Below are 16,390 nucleotides of genomic sequence, written 5' to 3'. Positions count from 1 at the left end.
ATACACTATTATCAAATGAATAAAGCATATATGTGTTCTTTGCGTTTGATATATATCAAACGAATCACTTATACTGTAGCCGGACTGAGTTCGATACAAGTATATACAGAAAACGAAGGAAGGAAAAAGGTATCTATATAGCCCCACCTGGCCCTTTTGCCTTTGCTATAATAGGTAGTAATAAAGTCTATACCAAAGTTCTAACAGCAAATAGACATATCTCCCGAAATAATTCAAGGTAAAAGAATGGTTAGTATCAATAAGTTAACTATATTTGCTGTCTGATAAAAACTTACGAAATATAGATATGAAACAATTTTTTAAAATGATGTTCGCCTCAGCACTAGGTGTTTTTGTTGCTGTTGGCCTGATTTCCATTGTATTTGTATTCACTCTGATTGGTATTGCAGCCAATGTAGGCAGTACTCCTGATTACACCCCAAAAAGCAATACCGTATATAAATTAACGCTTGAAGGAAACCTCTCCGACAATACCGAAGAAAACCCAATCGCTATGCTGATGGGTGAAACAGATAAGTCTCTTTCATTAAAAGATATTCTTTCCTCTATCCAGACTGCCAAAGAGAATAAAAATATTAAAGGTATATATATAGAAGCAAAAGGTCTTAGCACCGGTTCTGCCAGTCTCGAGGCCATACGTAGAGCATTAAACGATTTCAAAGAAAGCGGAAAATTCATTGTTGCTTATTCTGACAATTATACGCAGGGTTGCTATTATCTATGTTCTGTTGCCGATAAAGTCTTCCTGAATCCACAAGGTACATTAGGACTTGTCGGAATGGCTTCACAAACGATGTTCTATAAAGATTTATTAAAAAAGGTCGGCGTAGAAATGATGATATTTAAAGTCGGAACTTACAAGGGCGCTGTTGAACCGTTCATGCTCGACAAACTAAGTGACGCCAACCGTGAACAAATCCAATCATATATAAGTACCATTTGGGACAATGTAACCAACGGCATTGCCGAATCCAGAAAAATCCCGGTTGCCGACATCAATAATTTTGCCAATCAAGGCTATGCTTTCGCTGCGGCTGAAAAAACTGTCGAATGCGGCCTGATAGACGAATTGAAATACCGTCCCGAAGCCGAAGAATTCGTAAAAGAGCTGGCCGGACAAAGCGACAAACGCCTACAGACTGCCAGCCTTTCAAATATGAAAAGCATCAAAACCATCAGTCGTGAAAAGGCAGACCGTATAGCAATCCTGTATGCAGAAGGCGAAATCAAACCCGAAACTCCCTCTTCACCTTATAATACGGAACAGGCTATTACGGAGAAAGTAGCTTCCGAACTCATCAAGTTAAAAAATGATGAAAACGTAAAAGCCGTTGTTTTCCGTGTCAACTCACCAGGTGGAAGTGCCTTTGTATCCGAACAAATCTGGCGCCAAGTCATTGAACTGAAAAAAGTAAAGCCGATTGTTGTCTCCATGGGCGATGTTGCTGCCTCGGGAGGTTACTATATTTCGTGTGCCGCCAGCAAGATTGTAGCTGAACCCAACACGCTTACCGGTTCTATCGGTATTTTCGGTATTTTCCCGAACGTAACGGGTTTATTCGATAAACTGTCGCTTACTACCGATATTGTAAAAACAAATACATACGCAGATTTGGGAGACATGAGCCGTCCGATGCGTGAAGACGAAAAAGTCCTGATTCAATCATTTGTTGAGAGAGGATATGACACATTCATTACCCGTTGCGCCGATGGCCGCGATATGAGCAAGGAAGCAATCAACGAAATAGGGCAAGGACGCGTTTGGACCGGCGAACAAGCCAAAGAACGGGGACTGGTTGACGAACTCGGAGGTATAGATAAGGCTATCGAGACTGCTGCCTCTTTAGCCGACCTGACTGATTACAGCCTGACTCATGTTTCCGGTTCCAAAGATTTCTGGAAAGAATTCATCGAAAAACAGCTCGGTGAAGTAAAAGTTTCTGTTGTAAAAAGTGTATTGGGCGAAGAATATGAGTATTTCAAAACACTGAATAATATCAAATCGACAACCGGAGTCCAGGCGCGACTTCCTTATGATGTTAAACCATTATAATCCGAGATGCCGACAGAAAACGACATAAAAATACACTCTCTGCTTTCTCCCTTTTCCTTCCTGTATGGAATAGGAGTCCGGTTCCGCAATCAGCTGTTCGACTGGCGACTGCTGTCTTCGGAGTCATATCCTATACCTATTATATGTATTGGGAATCTGGCTGTGGGAGGAACGGGGAAAACACCCCATACCGAATATATCATCCGTTTATTAAAGGATGATTACAGGATAGCCGTGCTCAGCCGGGGATATAAACGAAAATCTTCCGGTTTTATCCTGGCAAACGAGCAGAGCACAAGCCACGAGATTGGTGACGAACCTTATCAGATGAAACATAAGTTTCCCGATATTCTCGTGGCCGTAGATGCCAACCGTCGCGAAGGTATCGGTAAGCTGCTGGCTCTTCCTGAAGAACAGCGTCCGCAAGTCATCCTTCTTGACGATGCCTATCAGCACCGTTACGTTGTCCCTTCATTCTCCATCGTCCTGACTGACTACCATCGTTTATTCTACAACGACAAGCTACTCCCTGCCGGCCGCCTGCGTGAACCTATCTGCGGAATACGCCGGGCAGACATGGTTATCGTCACCAAATGCGAGGAAGATATGAAACCTATCGAGTACCGCATCATTGAAGAAAACATGAAGTTGCTGGCCCACCAGTCCATCCACTTCACGCATATCGCTTACGATGAAATTAAACCGGTATTCGGGAATCAGGGCAAATCACTCAGCCGGAAAGACATTCAAAAAGAAGACGAACTGCTGGTTATATCCGGCATCGCTTCTCCCGAAGGGTTCATCAAAGAAGTCGGAAAGTTTTCCGACAAGGTAACACCGCTGATTTTTCCGGACCATCATGCCTTTGAAAAATCCGATATACGACGCATTAAAAATACCTTTGATAAAATGAAGTCATCCGCCAAATACATTCTGGTTACAGAAAAAGATGCCGCCCGGCTATTGGATAATCCGCACATTCCGGAAGATTGGAAAACGTGCATGTATTATTTGCCGATTACCATCGAATTCTGCCTGGACAAGAAATTTGACGATGAAATCAAAAAACATATAACAACTTTCCATAAAGATAATTTGTTACGATAAATAAAAGATGAGCAAAAGAACAGAAATTGCAACATTAGGCGAATTTGGTTTAATCCGCCACCTTACAGAAAAGATAGAGTTAAAAAACGAAAGTACAGTAAAAGGCGTTGGCGATGATGCCGCAGTACTAGACTATAAGGAAAAGCAGGTATTGGTAACAACCGACCTTTTACTTGAAGGCATTCACTTCGACCTGACGTATGTTCCGCTGAAACACCTGGGATATAAATCAGCAGTCGTCAACTTCTCCGATATTTATGCAATGAACGGAAAACCGAAACAGATAACGGTCTCCCTCGGTATATCCAAACGTTTTTCGGTAGAAGAACTGGAAGAATTCTATTCGGGTCTCCAACTGGCCTGTGATATTTATGGAGTTGACATTGTAGGCGGTGATACTTCCGCATCATTGACCGGCCTGTGCATCAGCATTACGTGTATCGGTGAAGGTGAAAAAGAAAAAATAGTCACCCGCAACGGAGCTAAAGATACCGACCTTGTCTGCGTATCCGGAGACCTGGGAGCCGCCTATATGGGTTTGCAGTTGCTTGAAAGAGAGAAAAGGGTATTTAAAGGAGAAAAAGAATTTACCCCCGACTTCACCGGCAAGGAATATCTACTGGAACGCCAGTTAAAACCGGAAGCCCGCAAAGACATCATCGAGTTGCTTGACAAGGCCGGCATTGTCCCTACCTCCATGATGGACATTTCGGACGGCCTTTCTTCCGAATTACTTCATATATCAAAGCAAAGCAATGTAGGTTGCCGTATCTACGAAGACCGCATTCCTATCGACTACCAGACAGCGGCTATGGCAGAGCAGTTCAACATGAATTTATCGACGGCAGCCTTGAATGGCGGCGAAGATTATGAGCTCTTGTTCACCGTTCCCCTAACCGTCCACGACAAAGTATCTGAAATGAAGGGAGTTAAAGTCATCGGTCACATCACCCGTCCCGAACTGGGCAATTATCTGGTAGGCCGTGACGGTGGAGAAGTTGAACTGAAAGCCCAGGGCTGGAATTCACTTAATGAATAATTTTTATCATTTTTTCCACCAAACTATTGCATATTAAAAAAAAGTCCGTACCTTTGCACTCGTTAAACAAAACAACGGTGCCATAGCTCAGTTGGTAGAGCAAAGGACTGAAAATCCTTGTGTCCCCGGTTCGATTCCTGGTGGCACCACTTGAAGAGAAAGCAAAGCGATGTAAATCCCTGAATTTCAAAGAAGTTCAGGGATTTTTCATTTCCAAGAATAGGCAAAATAAGTGGGATTAAAGCAAACTATACGTCCTTATTCGGGGGACGGTTTTAGAAAGCCCTGAATGTTCCACTACTCAATAGTTACTTCATTCTTTTACAGCATGTTGCGCTATTTTACATAACAGAGTCCTCGGTTCGATTTCCTAACTTTGTATCATTAAAAATTGAGCAGTATGGAAAGAAAAAGATTCAGCGTTTTGTTCTTCATCAAGAGAAGCAAACTGTTAAAAAACGGGGAATCTCCCGTGCGTGTGCGTGTCACTTATGACCGCTTATATGTGGAACTTCAACTAAAACGAAGTGCCAAAGTCCCACTTTGGTCTCAGGACAAAGAGAAATCAATAGGCAAAGACCGTAATTCCGTAGAACTAAACCATTACATCGATGCCTTGCGTGTGAAATTCTATCAAATCTACCAAGATTTAGAACTGGAGGGAAAGATTATTTCTGCTCGTGCCATTGTAAACCGCTATCAGGGAAAGGACGAAACTTTCAAGACATTATATAATGTATTCAAGGAGCATAACGATAACTGCCGGAAATTAATCGGAACAGATTATGCCGACATTACCGTAAGACGTTACGATAATTGCCTTAAATACCTCATGGAACTGGTGAAACGAGATTATAAGGTAGATGATATTCTACTTCGTGAGGTAAACGGGGAATTGGTGCGTAACTTTGATTTATACCTGAAAACGGAAAAACATTGCGCACAAAATACCGTTATCCGTTATATGAAATGTTTTAAGAAAGTGATAAACCTTGCCATTGCAAATGAATGGATAACAAAAAATCCGTTTGCCGGAATCAAGTTTCACGAGGTGGAAGTAAACAAACAGTTCCTTAGTCAAGCCGAAATAAATAAGATATGGCAGAAAGAGTTCAAAATAAAACGGCTGGAACTGGTACGGGATGTATTTATTTTCTGTGTGTACACCGGACTGGCGTTTATAGACGTATATAATTTACGCCCCGAACATATTTCAGAGGATAGCAACGGCAATTTATGGATAGTAAAAGCCCGTGAGAAAACAAATAACCTTTGTAACATTCCGCTTTTAAGCATTCCAAAGCAGATACTTGAAAAATACAAGGACAATCCGTATTGCCTTGACAAAGGCGTTATGCTACCTGTCCCTTGCAATCAGCTGATGAACAGTTATTTGAAAGAAATTGCCGACCTATGCGGAATTAGAAAAAATCTGACCACGCACACCGCCCGGCACAGCTTCGCAAGCGTCATCGCATTGGCGAACAATGTATCACTTCCGAATGTGTCTAAAATGTTGGGGCATTCGTCTACAAGAATGACACAGCATTATGCTAAGGTATTAGACCAAAGCATATTAAAAGATATGCAGATAGTGGAGTCCAAAATCTTTAATAGATAGAAAGTCTATATTATTTCATAAAAATCTGTTTATCAAAAATTTATATAATAATTTGCTTATGCTTATTTTATATTTTATTTTTGCATAAATCAATCAAGAAAAGAACTATGGTACCAAACGTCTTTATATCCTATTCACATGATAACGAAGAGCATAAGGAATGGGTTTTACAGCTTGCAACAAGATTACGTTCAAATGGTGTTGATATAATCTTAGATAGGTGGAATTTGAAATTAGGTAGCAATTTGGCAGCTTTTATGGAGCAAGGACTTTCTAAGTCACAAAGAGTGATTTGTATATGTTCAGAAAGATATGTGGCAAAAGCTAACGAAGGCAAAGGTGGAGCTGGATATGAGAAACAAATAATATCAGCAGAATACATTCAAGACCAAAATTCAAATTGGGTTATTCCACTTATAAGAAACAATAACGCTGATAAAAAAGTACCTACATTTTTAGGAGGAAGGCAATATATTGACTTCAATGATTCTAATCTATATGAATCAAAATATGAAGAATTATTAAGAGATATTCTTGATGAACCAGTATTGCCGATTCCTCCTATTGGAGAGAATCCATTTAAAAATATTAAAAATTTTGCAAAACAGAAATTTATACCTTCAAATGAAAAATATGTTTCTCCTGCTATAAAAGGACTTGTAATTTTTGATTATTCAAACAACAACGGACGATATTGTATTGGTCAAAACGAATTAATGTTTGAATTATACTTTTCTAAAGCAAGTAATACAAGAATACATGTATACAATGATTCTGCAAGTATATCTACAGTAGCCTTAGCAAAAGACTTATCGGACATTAATCAAATAGCTGATGCTCGTATATATGATAGTTCCTCAAGAACAAGGACTCCTGCTATAAATCAGATTGTCGTGTTGCAAAATATAAATGGATTTTATGCCGCTATAAAAATTCTTGCATTAAAAGACGATACGCGAGGAGATTATAACGACGAAGTCACTTTTGAATATGTCATACAAACTAATGGTTCTCCTATATTTACCAAATAAGGTTTGTGAATTTGTAAAATAAATAAAGCCAGCAATACTGTTTTCAATAAAACGAGATTGCTGGCTTTCAATCAACCAATACACAAAGAAAACAAGGATTCAAGATTTCATGTTTTCAAGATTTCAAGTTATCATTCCTGTAATGCTTATCTAACAAATTCATTATATCACTTTCCCGATAAATGATTTTTCCCGGAAGTTGCACATATCCCAGCAGTCCTGTATCCCTGTAATCCTGCAAAGTCCGCTTACTGATACACAGTTTTTGGCAGACTTCCTCACCTGTCAAGTAATGTTCCCCACCCAGTACCGGACGATAATTCGTTATCATGTATTCCACATTCTCCAACACCCGGTCAAGGGATGAAAACAATACTTGTGTTGTATTGGAATCTTTTGTTATCAAATCCATAGGTTCTATTTTTTAGAGTTATTCTTCACGTGATTTTGCATAAAGGTTTCCACATCCGAAATCTTATAATAAATCTTGTTATTGATTTGCGAATAAGGTAATTTGCCCGTATCACGATAGGTTTGCATCGTCCGGGCAGACACATTCAGCAAACGGCAGGTTTCGCAGTTATCCAACCACTTATCCTGTTTTCTCCGCAAAGGAATACACAGGGCATCCATACGATTGATAAAGTGGTTAAACTTTTCCTGCCAAAGTTCGAATGTTTTCTTTTCAATAGTTACTATTTCCATATTTCATTATATTTTGATATTACTTCTTTTTTCTTGTTTGATACAAATATATAGCCTTGAATAATAGCTTGTTTCAGATTGTCCGCAGATGTCCTTATATGTCCTCATTTGTCCCACTTGCATAGAGAAAAGAATAAGAAAAACCGAAAAAGGTAATCAATATAAAGAACTTCGTTCACGTTTCATTCTCTATTATAATAAGGTGAAGAACACAAACGAACTTTCATGGTCTGATAGTATTTTGAAGCAGAGCCGAGCAAAGCAATTCCAAACGGCTGACACTTTGTTTTTTACCAATTTTTCTTATTTTATTTGTGGTGCTAATTCAAAGAACAAAGCACCATGAACAATCCTTTTGAAGAAATTTTCAAGCGGCTGGAAAACATCGAAAAGATGATTTCCCCCGTAATCAGTTCTTCATCCGAAGAACCAGACAGCAGGCAATCTGTTTTAGTCAAAATATCCGTAGCCAGCCGGATAACCGGATATTCAGTTAATTACCTCTACCACTTAGCCAGCAGCGGAGCGATACCATGTGTCAAGCGTGGACGCTCCTTACGTTTCGATGTGGACGAGTTGCAGCGGTGGATGCAGCAACAATATGTACCAGCTTCCAACAAACTATCCGATGAAAGAGAAAAGGGATAACGAAGCGGAACACATCGAGGGTAGGCTATCCAAGAACGAGCGCATCGAAAGGCAGCTTAATTCCTTGTACGACTTCCGGTTTAATATTGTGAAAAGCAGGACAGAATATCGGGCTGCAAATACTTCCGATTTGTATCAGCCAGTCACAAAGTTTGCTTTGAACTCTTTCAGGCGCAAACTGGATGTTACCGTAGGTGTTGCCACCTCTGCCGAAAACATCCGTATGATATTGGAAAGCGATTTCGCAAATAAGATGCATCCCATACGGGAATACCTTACTGCCCTACCCTTGTTGAATCCTGCCGGACATGGATATATCAAAAAACTGTTAAACACGGTGCAAGTAGCCAATCTCGGCAAGTGGGAGGAGTATTTTACGAAATGGCTTGTCGGTGTGGTAGCTAATGCCATGAATGATACAGGCTGTCAAAACCATACTTGTTTAGTTCTTACTGGCGACAAGCAGGGGCAATTCAAAACATGGTGGCTGGATAACCTTTGCCCGTCACCACTAAAAAACTATCTATTTACCGGGAAGATAGACCCGCAGAGCAAAGACATCCTGACACTGATAGCCGAATACTTGTTTATCAACATCGACGACCAGCTAAAGGAACTCAACAAGCAGAATGAAAACGCATTAAAGAACCTAATAACCACCCCGGCAGTTAAATACCGCAGACCGTATGATATTTACATAGAGGAATATCCGCATTTAGCCAGCTTCATGGCTTCGGTGAACGGTAACGAGTTCTTGACAGACCCGACAGGGAACAGACGATTTCTGCCTTTTGAAGTCCTGCACATTGATAAATCGACAGCAGAAAGTATCAACATGGATAATGTCTACTCCGAAATCATGTACTTGTATCGGCAAGGTGTACGCTATTGGTTTAATGATGCCGAGATTGAAGAACTGCACCTGACAAATGCGGAATTTGAGGTGCAAACAGTTGAGTTTGAAATGCTGATGCAGTATTTTGAAAAGCCCACAGAGGAAGAAGAAAGTCTGTTCTTTATGACAACAGCGCAAATCCTCACTTGTTTACGGGACGTATGCCCTATGCAGTTATCTGAAAAACGGTTGGGGGAAGCATTGAGGAAAGCCGGATTCAAACGGGTACAAAAGCGTATCAGCAACTGCAATTATTCGGTATATGGGTACAGAATAAAGCCTGTTTCCATACCCTACACCGATAACGATTACGGTTAACACAGAGCCGTTTTATAATTGGAAGTTACTCCCATGCAGTAACTATCGAAAAAACATCTTACTGTGTTTTATTCATTGAATACCAGCTATTTACACAACACACAGTAAGAAGTAAGATAAAAGCCTGAACTTTCAGGAAATTTGAGAAAAAAGAAAAGTCAGAAAACAACATAGGTAATATTTCTATCTCTTTTGTATAGAATAACTTACTTATCTTACTGCATAGAATATAATCTATTGAAAGAAAAAGAGATAGGTGCAGAAAGTTGACTGTTTTTCTTCTTACTCGTTTCTTACTTCATTACTACAATTTACAAACATTCAAAAATAAAGATTATGACTTATCAGGAAGCTAACCATATCAGTATCAAAGACTATCTGAAATCATTGGGCATTCTGCCCGCAGTGGATAAATATTATTACGGCATGTACCACAGTCCGTTCCGTCAGGATGATACGCCCAGTTTCAAGGTGGATTACGGTGTAAATCTGTGGTGTGACTTCGGGACGGGTGAGGGCGGCTCTCTCATCGACCTTGTGATGAAGCAGCACGGATGTAACGCTTACGGTGCTATCTGCCGACTGGAACAGTATTCATCCGGAAATTTTTTTCCTTTTCAAGGGAAAGAGGTTTCAGAAAGGATTCAGCATGAAAGGAAACAACCGACCAGCCCGATAGACATCCGTAAAATCCAGCCGTTGCAGAATCCGGCACTCATGGATTATTTGAGAAGCAGGAACATTCCACCTGAAATGGCAGCGCACCATGTGCAGGAAATGTATTACCGTATCGGTGACAAGCCTTATTTTGCGCTTGCTTTCAAGAACGATGCCAGAGGTTACGAACTTCGCAATCCACGTTTCAAGGGGAGTACATCACCCAAAGACATCACACACATACGGCAGGCAGGCAAAAAGAACGATAGCTGTTTTGTTTTCGAGGGAGTAATGGACTATCTTTCTTTTATCGCCATCCGGCAGAAAACAAATCCCACCTATCCTTGTCTTGACTGGCAGGATTACATTATCCTGAACTCGACCACAAATGTAGATAAAGCCCTATACCCATTAGCAGATTACGAGCATATCCACTGCCTTTTGGATAATGACGAAGCAGGACGTAAAGCCACCCAAGCTATACAAAAAGAATATCGTTGGCATGTACGTGATTCATCACATCTGTACAGTGAATACAAGGACTTGAACGATTACCTGTGTGGGAAGAAGTTCAACCAAGCAGAGAATAGGAGGCAACAGTCAACCCAACAAACGCAGCCAGAGAAACAAAAACAGTCTGCCAAGCAACAACAGCAGGAAGATAAAAATAGACAAACTCCCGATGAAAAAAGAAAAAGGGGCAGGCGGTTGTAATTAGTAGAACAGGCAAAGCATACCAACGGCAAGCGGTGTGATTTAGGGGAGCAAGGTTATGTTTTGGTAGACCGAAACACCTTGCTTTGCTCATCGCAAAGGGAAATTTCTCCCGTTGGTCGCAATTTCTAAGATACCACCTAAAAAGCAAAAACGTATGACAGAGATAAGAAACAAATCAGGAGGTCGACCGGCAAAGAACCGGATAGACAAACAAAAACGGGTAGTCAGTACGAAGCTGACAGAGTTACAGTATTACGCTATCAAGAAGCGAGCCGGAGAATCCGGTCTGCCTATTAGCGAATACGTCCGGCAAGCGATTATTTCGACAGAGGTAACACCCCGACTGAACAAGCAGGACGCAGACAGTATCCGCAAGTTAGCCGGAGAAGCCAACAACCTCAACCAGCTTGCGCACCGTGCCAATGCAGGAGGTTTTGCGCTCGTGGCAGTGGAGCTTGTGAAACTGAAAAACAGGATTATTGAAATCATAAACCAGTTATCGGATGATTGGAAAAATAAAAAAGGGAAGCGGATTTAAAGGTTGTGTGAACTATGTACTCGGCAAGGAACAGGCAGCTTTGCTTCATGCGGAAGGAGTGTTAGCCGAAAGCAAGCAGGACATTATCCGTAGTTTCTGTATGCAAACAGAAATGAATCCCGGTTTGAAGAAGCCAGTCGGACATATTGCGCTAAGTTATTCGGTAGTGGATGCCCCAAAACTAACAGACGAGAAAATGATACAGTTGGCACAGGAGTACATGCGTGAAATGAAAATCACCGATACGCAGTATATCATCGTGCGGCATCAAGACCGGGAGCATCCGCATGTGCATATCGTATTCAACCGGATAGATAATAACGGTAAAACCATTTCAGACAGTAACGATATGTACCGGAACGAGCAAGTTTGCAAGAAGCTGAAAGAAAAACACGGACTGTATTTTGCCAAAGGGAAAGAACAGGTGAAACAACATCGTCTAAAAGAGCCGGACAAAACGAAATATAAGATTTACACGGCTGTAAAGAATGAAATCAGAAAATCAAGGAACTGGCAGCAGTTACAGGAGCAGTTAACAGAAAAATGTATCAGCATTCAGTTCAAACACAAAGGGCAGACGAATGAGATACAGGGTATTTCCTTTTCCAAAGGTGAATACACGTTCAAAGGCTCGGAGATTGACCGCAGTTTCAGTTTTTCCAAATTGGATAAATATTTCAGGGATGCAAAGTTGACAACAGCCGGAAGCAACAAGCAAACGATTACCCCACAAACACAGGAACCAGCAATAAACAAAAGTGATAATTCGCTACTGGTAGGTTTAGGCGGTTTGTTTTCCGTTTCGTCCTCTCCGGTTGATGAAACGCCTGACAATCCCGATTTGAGAAAGAAGAAGAAAAAGAAACGACAATTTAAGTTATAAGCGTATGGAAGAAAATTTGATTTTTGAGGGGCTTCTCTCTATGGTTACAGAACTGAAAGAGAAGCAGGAACAACAGGTGACACCAGCCAGCCGGGAGGAAACGATAAACCGACTGGATGTTATCGAGCAGCGTATTTTGGAACTACAGGGAAAGCCTGCCATTCCTAAAAACATAGTGCAGGAGATTTTAAGTCAAATCGCCAGTATCAAGCAAGGACAGTCCGAGAACCAAAAACAAGACCTTGAAGATATAAAGGGGCTTATCGTAGCTTCACACAGGTATTTCAAGGAGAAACTAAAGATATTGTTTCCGGCTGACACACAACAATCGGAAAAGTCAGAACCCAGTTCTTGGTATGATAAATTTCTAAACTGGATTACTCCCTATCTGAAACCGAAATTCTTTCTTTTTTCAGCAGGAATACTCATTTGCCTTGTGTCGTTAGTCCTGAATATCCGTTTTGCGGAACGGATGCAGCAGTTACAGGACAATGATATAAAATACCGTTATCTCCTGATGAAAGGAAAGGCAGACGGTAACAGTTTAGATTTGCTGGAAATAAATTTCAGTCGGAAACGGGATAACAGTTTTATCCGGCATCTGACAGATACGGTGACAGATTTTGAATACCGCAGCCGTAAACAAGCGGAAGCGTTGGAGCGTGCAAGGCTGTTGGACGAACAAGCCAAACAGTTAAAAAAGGAAGCGGATAAGTTAGGGAAGCCATAGAAAAGAGAGAGCCGGAGCAAGTGATACCCACTACTCCGGCTTATCTGTTTTACTTCTTTTCCCCAAACTGTTTTTCAAAGTTGCGGAGCATGACCGCATTAAACCGTTCCTTGATGAACTTCCGTACATCCGAAGCCCGGTAATAGACTTTTCCGCTAATCAACATATAGGGAAGCTCGTTTTTGCTTCGCAGCCGTTGCAATGTTCTGATGCTAACTTTGAACAATAGGCATAAATCCTGATTATCCAGTAGGTTATCATCTTCGGACAGCACTTTATCTGCATTGCGCAATATTCGTACATCCTTGCAAAGCTCATCCAATTTGTCAAATAGCTTTTGCATCCATTCCTTGAAATCATAGTTTTCTATATACATATTTACTTCATTTTTCAGATTATACATTCTTGTTTGTCAATCGATTGATGAAGCAAAGTTCAGAAAACCAGTGCAAAGAAATTACGGGGTAGCACATGGAATCCCCTATAAATTAAAGCTAAGTTATTGATTATCTATATCCTTTTTTATCATGTTCATTTCGGATAAGGTCAGATAGTCCATTAAGAAATTCGGTTATTTTGCCCGGCTTGCGCTTTATTACATCCTCATGCTTTTGGTGATAGTCTTTTAGTTGGACGTTAAACACCCATTCAAAAGCTTTAGATAAATCAGACAAGAAAGCTGGTTTGCCATTTTTATAGACGATACGTTTGGAAAGGAATAAACCGCTGATAATTTCCATTATATCAATCAGATTTGTTTTGTCTGCCAAATAAAGAGGGGAAAAAGGTTGTTTGTTAAAGTGTGATTTGAATTGCTCCGGGTACTTGATACGCCATTCCACAAGGCGTATTTCATTGTTCAGTAGCCCAATCGCTTCATCAATGAGATACAAATAAGGCATTTTTTTCTTGCTCAAACCGCACATGATACGATTTAAGTCTATACAATCCGAAAGAAAGGTAGCGTAGTAAAACGCTATTATTCTGTTCATTGATACTAAAATCAGCCAAGTGAATAGCCAATTCCTCAATAGCTTCCATAAATTCTGATACGGAAACTTTACGTTGTGAGCATTCCGATAATAATCGAAAGAAACTCAAATCTGATATTCTGTTCATACAATAGAAATACTAAATGTTTCTTTATTAAGCATATATATTTGTCATCCCATTAAATAGCATTCAAGTGAAGCTATTGAATAAAAAACATTCCCAGCATTGTGAACTTCTAATTTTTGTGCATCTAAGCAAGAAGTTACCCATGAAGCAGATAAACATCGTATTCCAACTTCCCTACAGGACACAATATCTGAAACTGTATCACCTATATATATCATTTCATCCGGTTGTAACTTATAATCTGCGAGCAATTCCCTAAAATTCTCTGCTTTATTATTTTTGAAAGGATTTCCAGTTTTTACTTTATCAAAACACGTGTCCATATTAAATTGACGTAATGTTATCGTACAACTCTTTTCTCCTTTTCCCGTAACCAAAGCAATAAGAATAGATTTCTTTTTTAACTTCTCAATCAGTTCTGTTATACCGTCAAAAGGACGAGGGCACATTATATGCATTTGTTCGTATATCACGTAGAAGTCATTCAAGGCTCCTTCCCAATTATAACCAACAAGTTTTTTTATCATCCCTTTTTCATTTAGTCCAAAAGTTTCTAAAATATCATTTTCGGATACATCATTAAGAGTAACATAAGGAGTTACTGCCTTTTTTAAGGCTTTGAGGCACATGGGAATTGTATCTCCGATTGTACCGTCTAAATCAAAGGCGACTAATTTAATCATAACCTTACATTTGATTGATTTTCCGTATCACCCGGCAAGGATTTCCTACCGCCAAGCTATTTGCCGGAATATCTTTGGTGACAACACTTCCTGCACCAATCACACTTTTTTGCCCTATTGTCACACCCGGTAAAATAATTACTCCACCGCCAATCCAGCAGCCATCCTTTATCATGACAGGGAGGGCAAAAGTTCGACGGACATATTTACAGCCAGCCGGGGTTTCTGTCAATACAAGCCGTTCATTAAACTCTACCGGGTGAGTTGCCGTATAGATTTGCACATTAGGTGCTACCAGCACATTGTTCCCTATGGTAATCCTATTGCAATCGACAAATGTACAACCGGTATTTACGGTGACATTATCACCGATATGTATATTGCATCCATAATCACATATAAACGAATGACCGACAGAAACATTTGCGCCTATACTTCCAAACATTTCCTTTAGTACGGCATATTTTTCAGTCTTTTGTTCATACGGCAAAGAATTATATTTCATCAACAAGTGATGAGCTTTACTTTTCAAATCCATAAAAAACGGGTCGTGGCAATCATACCATTCACCTGCCAAACATTTTTCCATTTCAGTTTTCATAAGCTATGATTTTAAATATATTGCAAAGTTATACCGATTTTTCGGCTAATTTTAGGTATTATTTTTCGTTATTTTGGTATTAATCCGTTTTATAGGGCTATATTTATGGCATGAAAAGAGAAAACCTACATCAACCATTCGAAATTAGTTTTAGCGAGCTTGATGAATCCTTGCTAAAAGAGCATGAACATACCTTTTTTGAATTAGTATATATTCTTTCAGGAACAGGCATCCAATGGATTAACAACAATATGTTTCCTTATCATGACGGACATTTGTTTATGATTACTCCCGGAGATACGCATTCTTTCGAAATCCATACAACAATTAAGTTTGTCGACATCAAGTTTAACGACATATATATACATTCTTCTGTTTTCGGTGCTGAAAATATCCAAAGACTGGAGTTTATTCTTCAACATGCTAATCATCAACCCGGTTGTATACTAAGAAATAAAGTAGATAAGCTATTGGTGAAACCCATGATTGAAGCGATTATCAGGGAATATATTAACCGAAATTTATACAGCAAGGAGATTATAACACAAATAATTAATACGATTATTATTGTGGTAGCACGCAATATCGCAATGTTCTTGCTTGAACAGGTGGATGAATGCTCTGAGGACAAATCGCTTGACATATTGCAGTATATTCAAGCAAACATCTATAAAACAGGTAAAATCAGAGCAAAAGATATAAGCCAACATTTTGGCATTTCGGAGAATTATTTAGGACGATATATCAAAAAACATACTAATGAAACTATGCAGCAATACATTTTAAACTACAAACTAAAGTTAGTAGAAAATAGATTATTACATAGTCAAATGAGAATTTGTGAAATCGTTGAAGAATTGGGATTTACCGATGAGAGCCATCTTAATAAGTTTTTCAAAAAGTATAGAGGATGCAGCCCCTCTAATTTCAGAAAGAACAATTTGAAGTAAACCATATACATATCCTTGTTTTTAGAGTTATTAAAACAATAGAAATGACTATTTTTGCATTATATTTATAGATG

19 protein-coding genes and 1 tRNA gene are annotated in these 16,390 nt (G+C 39.7%); 13 read left to right on the top strand and 7 right to left on the bottom strand.

All coding sequences use genetic code 11. The annotated features are described in order from the left end of the window. Positions 1–307 precede the first annotated feature (307 nt). The 6 genes from sppA to K6V26_RS01455 all read left to right on the top strand — a co-directional run bounded on the left by sppA (position 308) and on the right by K6V26_RS01455 (position 6,872). Positions 308–2,074 carry a signal peptide peptidase SppA gene (gene sppA, locus K6V26_RS01480; protein ID WP_224264449.1) on the top strand — a complete coding sequence of 589 codons (1,767 nt, stop codon included), beginning with the start codon at positions 308–310 and terminating at the stop codon, positions 2,072–2,074. Positions 2,075–2,080: 6 nt separating this feature from the next. Then, positions 2,081–3,181: a tetraacyldisaccharide 4'-kinase gene (gene lpxK, locus K6V26_RS01475; RefSeq protein ID WP_224264448.1), complete on the top strand. Its 1,101-nt coding sequence runs from the start codon at positions 2,081–2,083 to the stop codon at positions 3,179–3,181. Between the two features lie 7 nt (positions 3,182–3,188). Beyond that, positions 3,189–4,220: a thiamine-phosphate kinase gene (thiL, locus tag K6V26_RS01470; RefSeq protein ID WP_007653813.1), complete on the top strand. Its 1,032-nt coding sequence runs from the start codon at positions 3,189–3,191 to the stop codon at positions 4,218–4,220. Between the two features lie 76 nt (positions 4,221–4,296). Then, positions 4,297–4,369: transfer RNA gene (locus K6V26_RS01465), tRNA-Phe, on the top strand. A 251-nt stretch (positions 4,370–4,620) separates the two neighbouring features. Then, positions 4,621–5,841: a site-specific integrase gene (locus K6V26_RS01460; protein ID WP_224264447.1), complete on the top strand. Its 1,221-nt coding sequence runs from the start codon at positions 4,621–4,623 to the stop codon at positions 5,839–5,841. A 107-nt stretch (positions 5,842–5,948) separates the two neighbouring features. Next, positions 5,949–6,872 (top strand): toll/interleukin-1 receptor domain-containing protein, encoded by a 924-nt coding sequence (locus K6V26_RS01455; protein WP_195382319.1) that lies wholly within the window; start codon positions 5,949–5,951, stop codon positions 6,870–6,872. 115 nt (positions 6,873–6,987) lie between these two features. Here K6V26_RS01455 and K6V26_RS01450 read toward each other — a convergent pair whose 3' ends face one another. Together K6V26_RS01450 and K6V26_RS01445 are read right to left on the bottom strand one after the other, a co-directional pair. Further along, a complete protein-coding gene (locus K6V26_RS01450; RefSeq protein ID WP_195382320.1) occupies positions 6,988–7,284 on the bottom strand; it encodes a helix-turn-helix domain-containing protein in 297 nt (98 codons plus the stop codon). Positions 7,285–7,289: 5 nt separating this feature from the next. Beyond that, positions 7,290–7,577 carry a helix-turn-helix domain-containing protein gene (locus tag K6V26_RS01445; RefSeq protein WP_035449922.1) on the bottom strand — a complete coding sequence of 96 codons (288 nt, stop codon included), beginning with the start codon at positions 7,575–7,577 and terminating at the stop codon, positions 7,290–7,292. Positions 7,578–7,919: 342 nt separating this feature from the next. Here K6V26_RS01445 and K6V26_RS01440 point away from each other — a divergent pair, with 342 nt between their 5' ends. The 6 genes from K6V26_RS01440 (at position 7,920) to K6V26_RS01415 (ending at position 12,963) form a co-directional block, all read left to right on the top strand. After that, positions 7,920–8,225, top strand: a complete 306-nt coding sequence (locus K6V26_RS01440) for a helix-turn-helix domain-containing protein (RefSeq protein ID WP_044469089.1) — start codon at positions 7,920–7,922, stop codon at positions 8,223–8,225. Beyond that, positions 8,206–9,438: a VapE domain-containing protein gene (locus K6V26_RS01435; protein ID WP_195382321.1), complete on the top strand. Its 1,233-nt coding sequence runs from the start codon at positions 8,206–8,208 to the stop codon at positions 9,436–9,438. Before K6V26_RS01440 ends, K6V26_RS01435 begins: the two co-directional genes overlap by 20 nt. 336 nt (positions 9,439–9,774) lie before the next feature. Next, complete coding sequence (locus K6V26_RS01430) at positions 9,775–10,809, top strand: toprim domain-containing protein (protein WP_195382322.1); 1,035 nt, start codon at positions 9,775–9,777, stop codon at positions 10,807–10,809. A gap of 157 nt (positions 10,810–10,966) precedes the next feature. Beyond that, positions 10,967–11,350 carry a MobC family plasmid mobilization relaxosome protein gene (locus K6V26_RS01425; protein ID WP_010993345.1) on the top strand — a complete coding sequence of 128 codons (384 nt, stop codon included), beginning with the start codon at positions 10,967–10,969 and terminating at the stop codon, positions 11,348–11,350. Next, positions 11,316–12,233 (top strand): relaxase/mobilization nuclease domain-containing protein, encoded by a 918-nt coding sequence (locus K6V26_RS01420; RefSeq protein WP_195382323.1) that lies wholly within the window; start codon positions 11,316–11,318, stop codon positions 12,231–12,233. The genes K6V26_RS01425 and K6V26_RS01420 overlap by 35 nt, the downstream gene beginning before the upstream one ends. 4 nt (positions 12,234–12,237) lie before the next feature. Next, on the top strand, positions 12,238–12,963 hold the full coding sequence (locus tag K6V26_RS01415; RefSeq protein WP_224264446.1) for a hypothetical protein: 726 nt from the start codon (positions 12,238–12,240) through the stop codon (positions 12,961–12,963). A 49-nt stretch (positions 12,964–13,012) separates the two neighbouring features. On the opposite strand, the gene K6V26_RS01410 is transcribed toward K6V26_RS01415, so the two are convergent. The 5 genes from K6V26_RS01410 to K6V26_RS01390 all read right to left on the bottom strand — a co-directional run bounded on the left by K6V26_RS01410 (position 13,013) and on the right by K6V26_RS01390 (position 15,366). After that, the gene (locus K6V26_RS01410; RefSeq protein WP_035450063.1) at positions 13,013–13,339 is read right to left on the bottom strand and encodes a helix-turn-helix domain-containing protein; all 327 of its coding nucleotides are present in this window, start codon (positions 13,337–13,339) and stop codon (positions 13,013–13,015) included. Positions 13,340–13,469: 130 nt separating this feature from the next. Beyond that, positions 13,470–13,889, bottom strand: coding sequence for an RteC domain-containing protein (locus K6V26_RS01405; protein ID WP_035450064.1), 420 nt, complete (start codon positions 13,887–13,889; stop codon positions 13,470–13,472). Beyond that, the gene (locus tag K6V26_RS01400) at positions 13,843–14,082 is read right to left on the bottom strand and encodes a hypothetical protein (protein ID WP_115498076.1); all 240 of its coding nucleotides are present in this window, start codon (positions 14,080–14,082) and stop codon (positions 13,843–13,845) included. The genes K6V26_RS01405 and K6V26_RS01400 overlap by 47 nt, the downstream gene beginning before the upstream one ends. 44 nt (positions 14,083–14,126) lie before the next feature. Next, positions 14,127–14,765 carry an HAD family hydrolase gene (locus K6V26_RS01395; protein WP_195382325.1) on the bottom strand — a complete coding sequence of 213 codons (639 nt, stop codon included), beginning with the start codon at positions 14,763–14,765 and terminating at the stop codon, positions 14,127–14,129. Between the two features lie 4 nt (positions 14,766–14,769). After that, a complete protein-coding gene (locus K6V26_RS01390; protein ID WP_195382326.1) occupies positions 14,770–15,366 on the bottom strand; it encodes a sugar O-acetyltransferase in 597 nt (198 codons plus the stop codon). A 110-nt stretch (positions 15,367–15,476) separates the two neighbouring features. Between K6V26_RS01390 and K6V26_RS01385 the strand changes: the two genes are divergently transcribed. After that, entirely contained in the window at positions 15,477–16,316 is an 840-nt protein-coding gene (locus K6V26_RS01385; RefSeq protein ID WP_224264445.1) for an AraC family transcriptional regulator, read from the top strand. The last annotated feature ends 74 nt before the right edge of the window (positions 16,317–16,390 follow it).

This window comes from Parabacteroides goldsteinii (assembly GCF_020091425.1).
GTDB classification, from domain to species: Bacteria; Bacteroidota; Bacteroidia; order Bacteroidales; family Tannerellaceae; genus Parabacteroides; species Parabacteroides goldsteinii.
The sequence above is the reverse complement of the archived record's forward strand: the minus strand, read 5'-3'. Positions and strand labels throughout refer to the sequence as shown.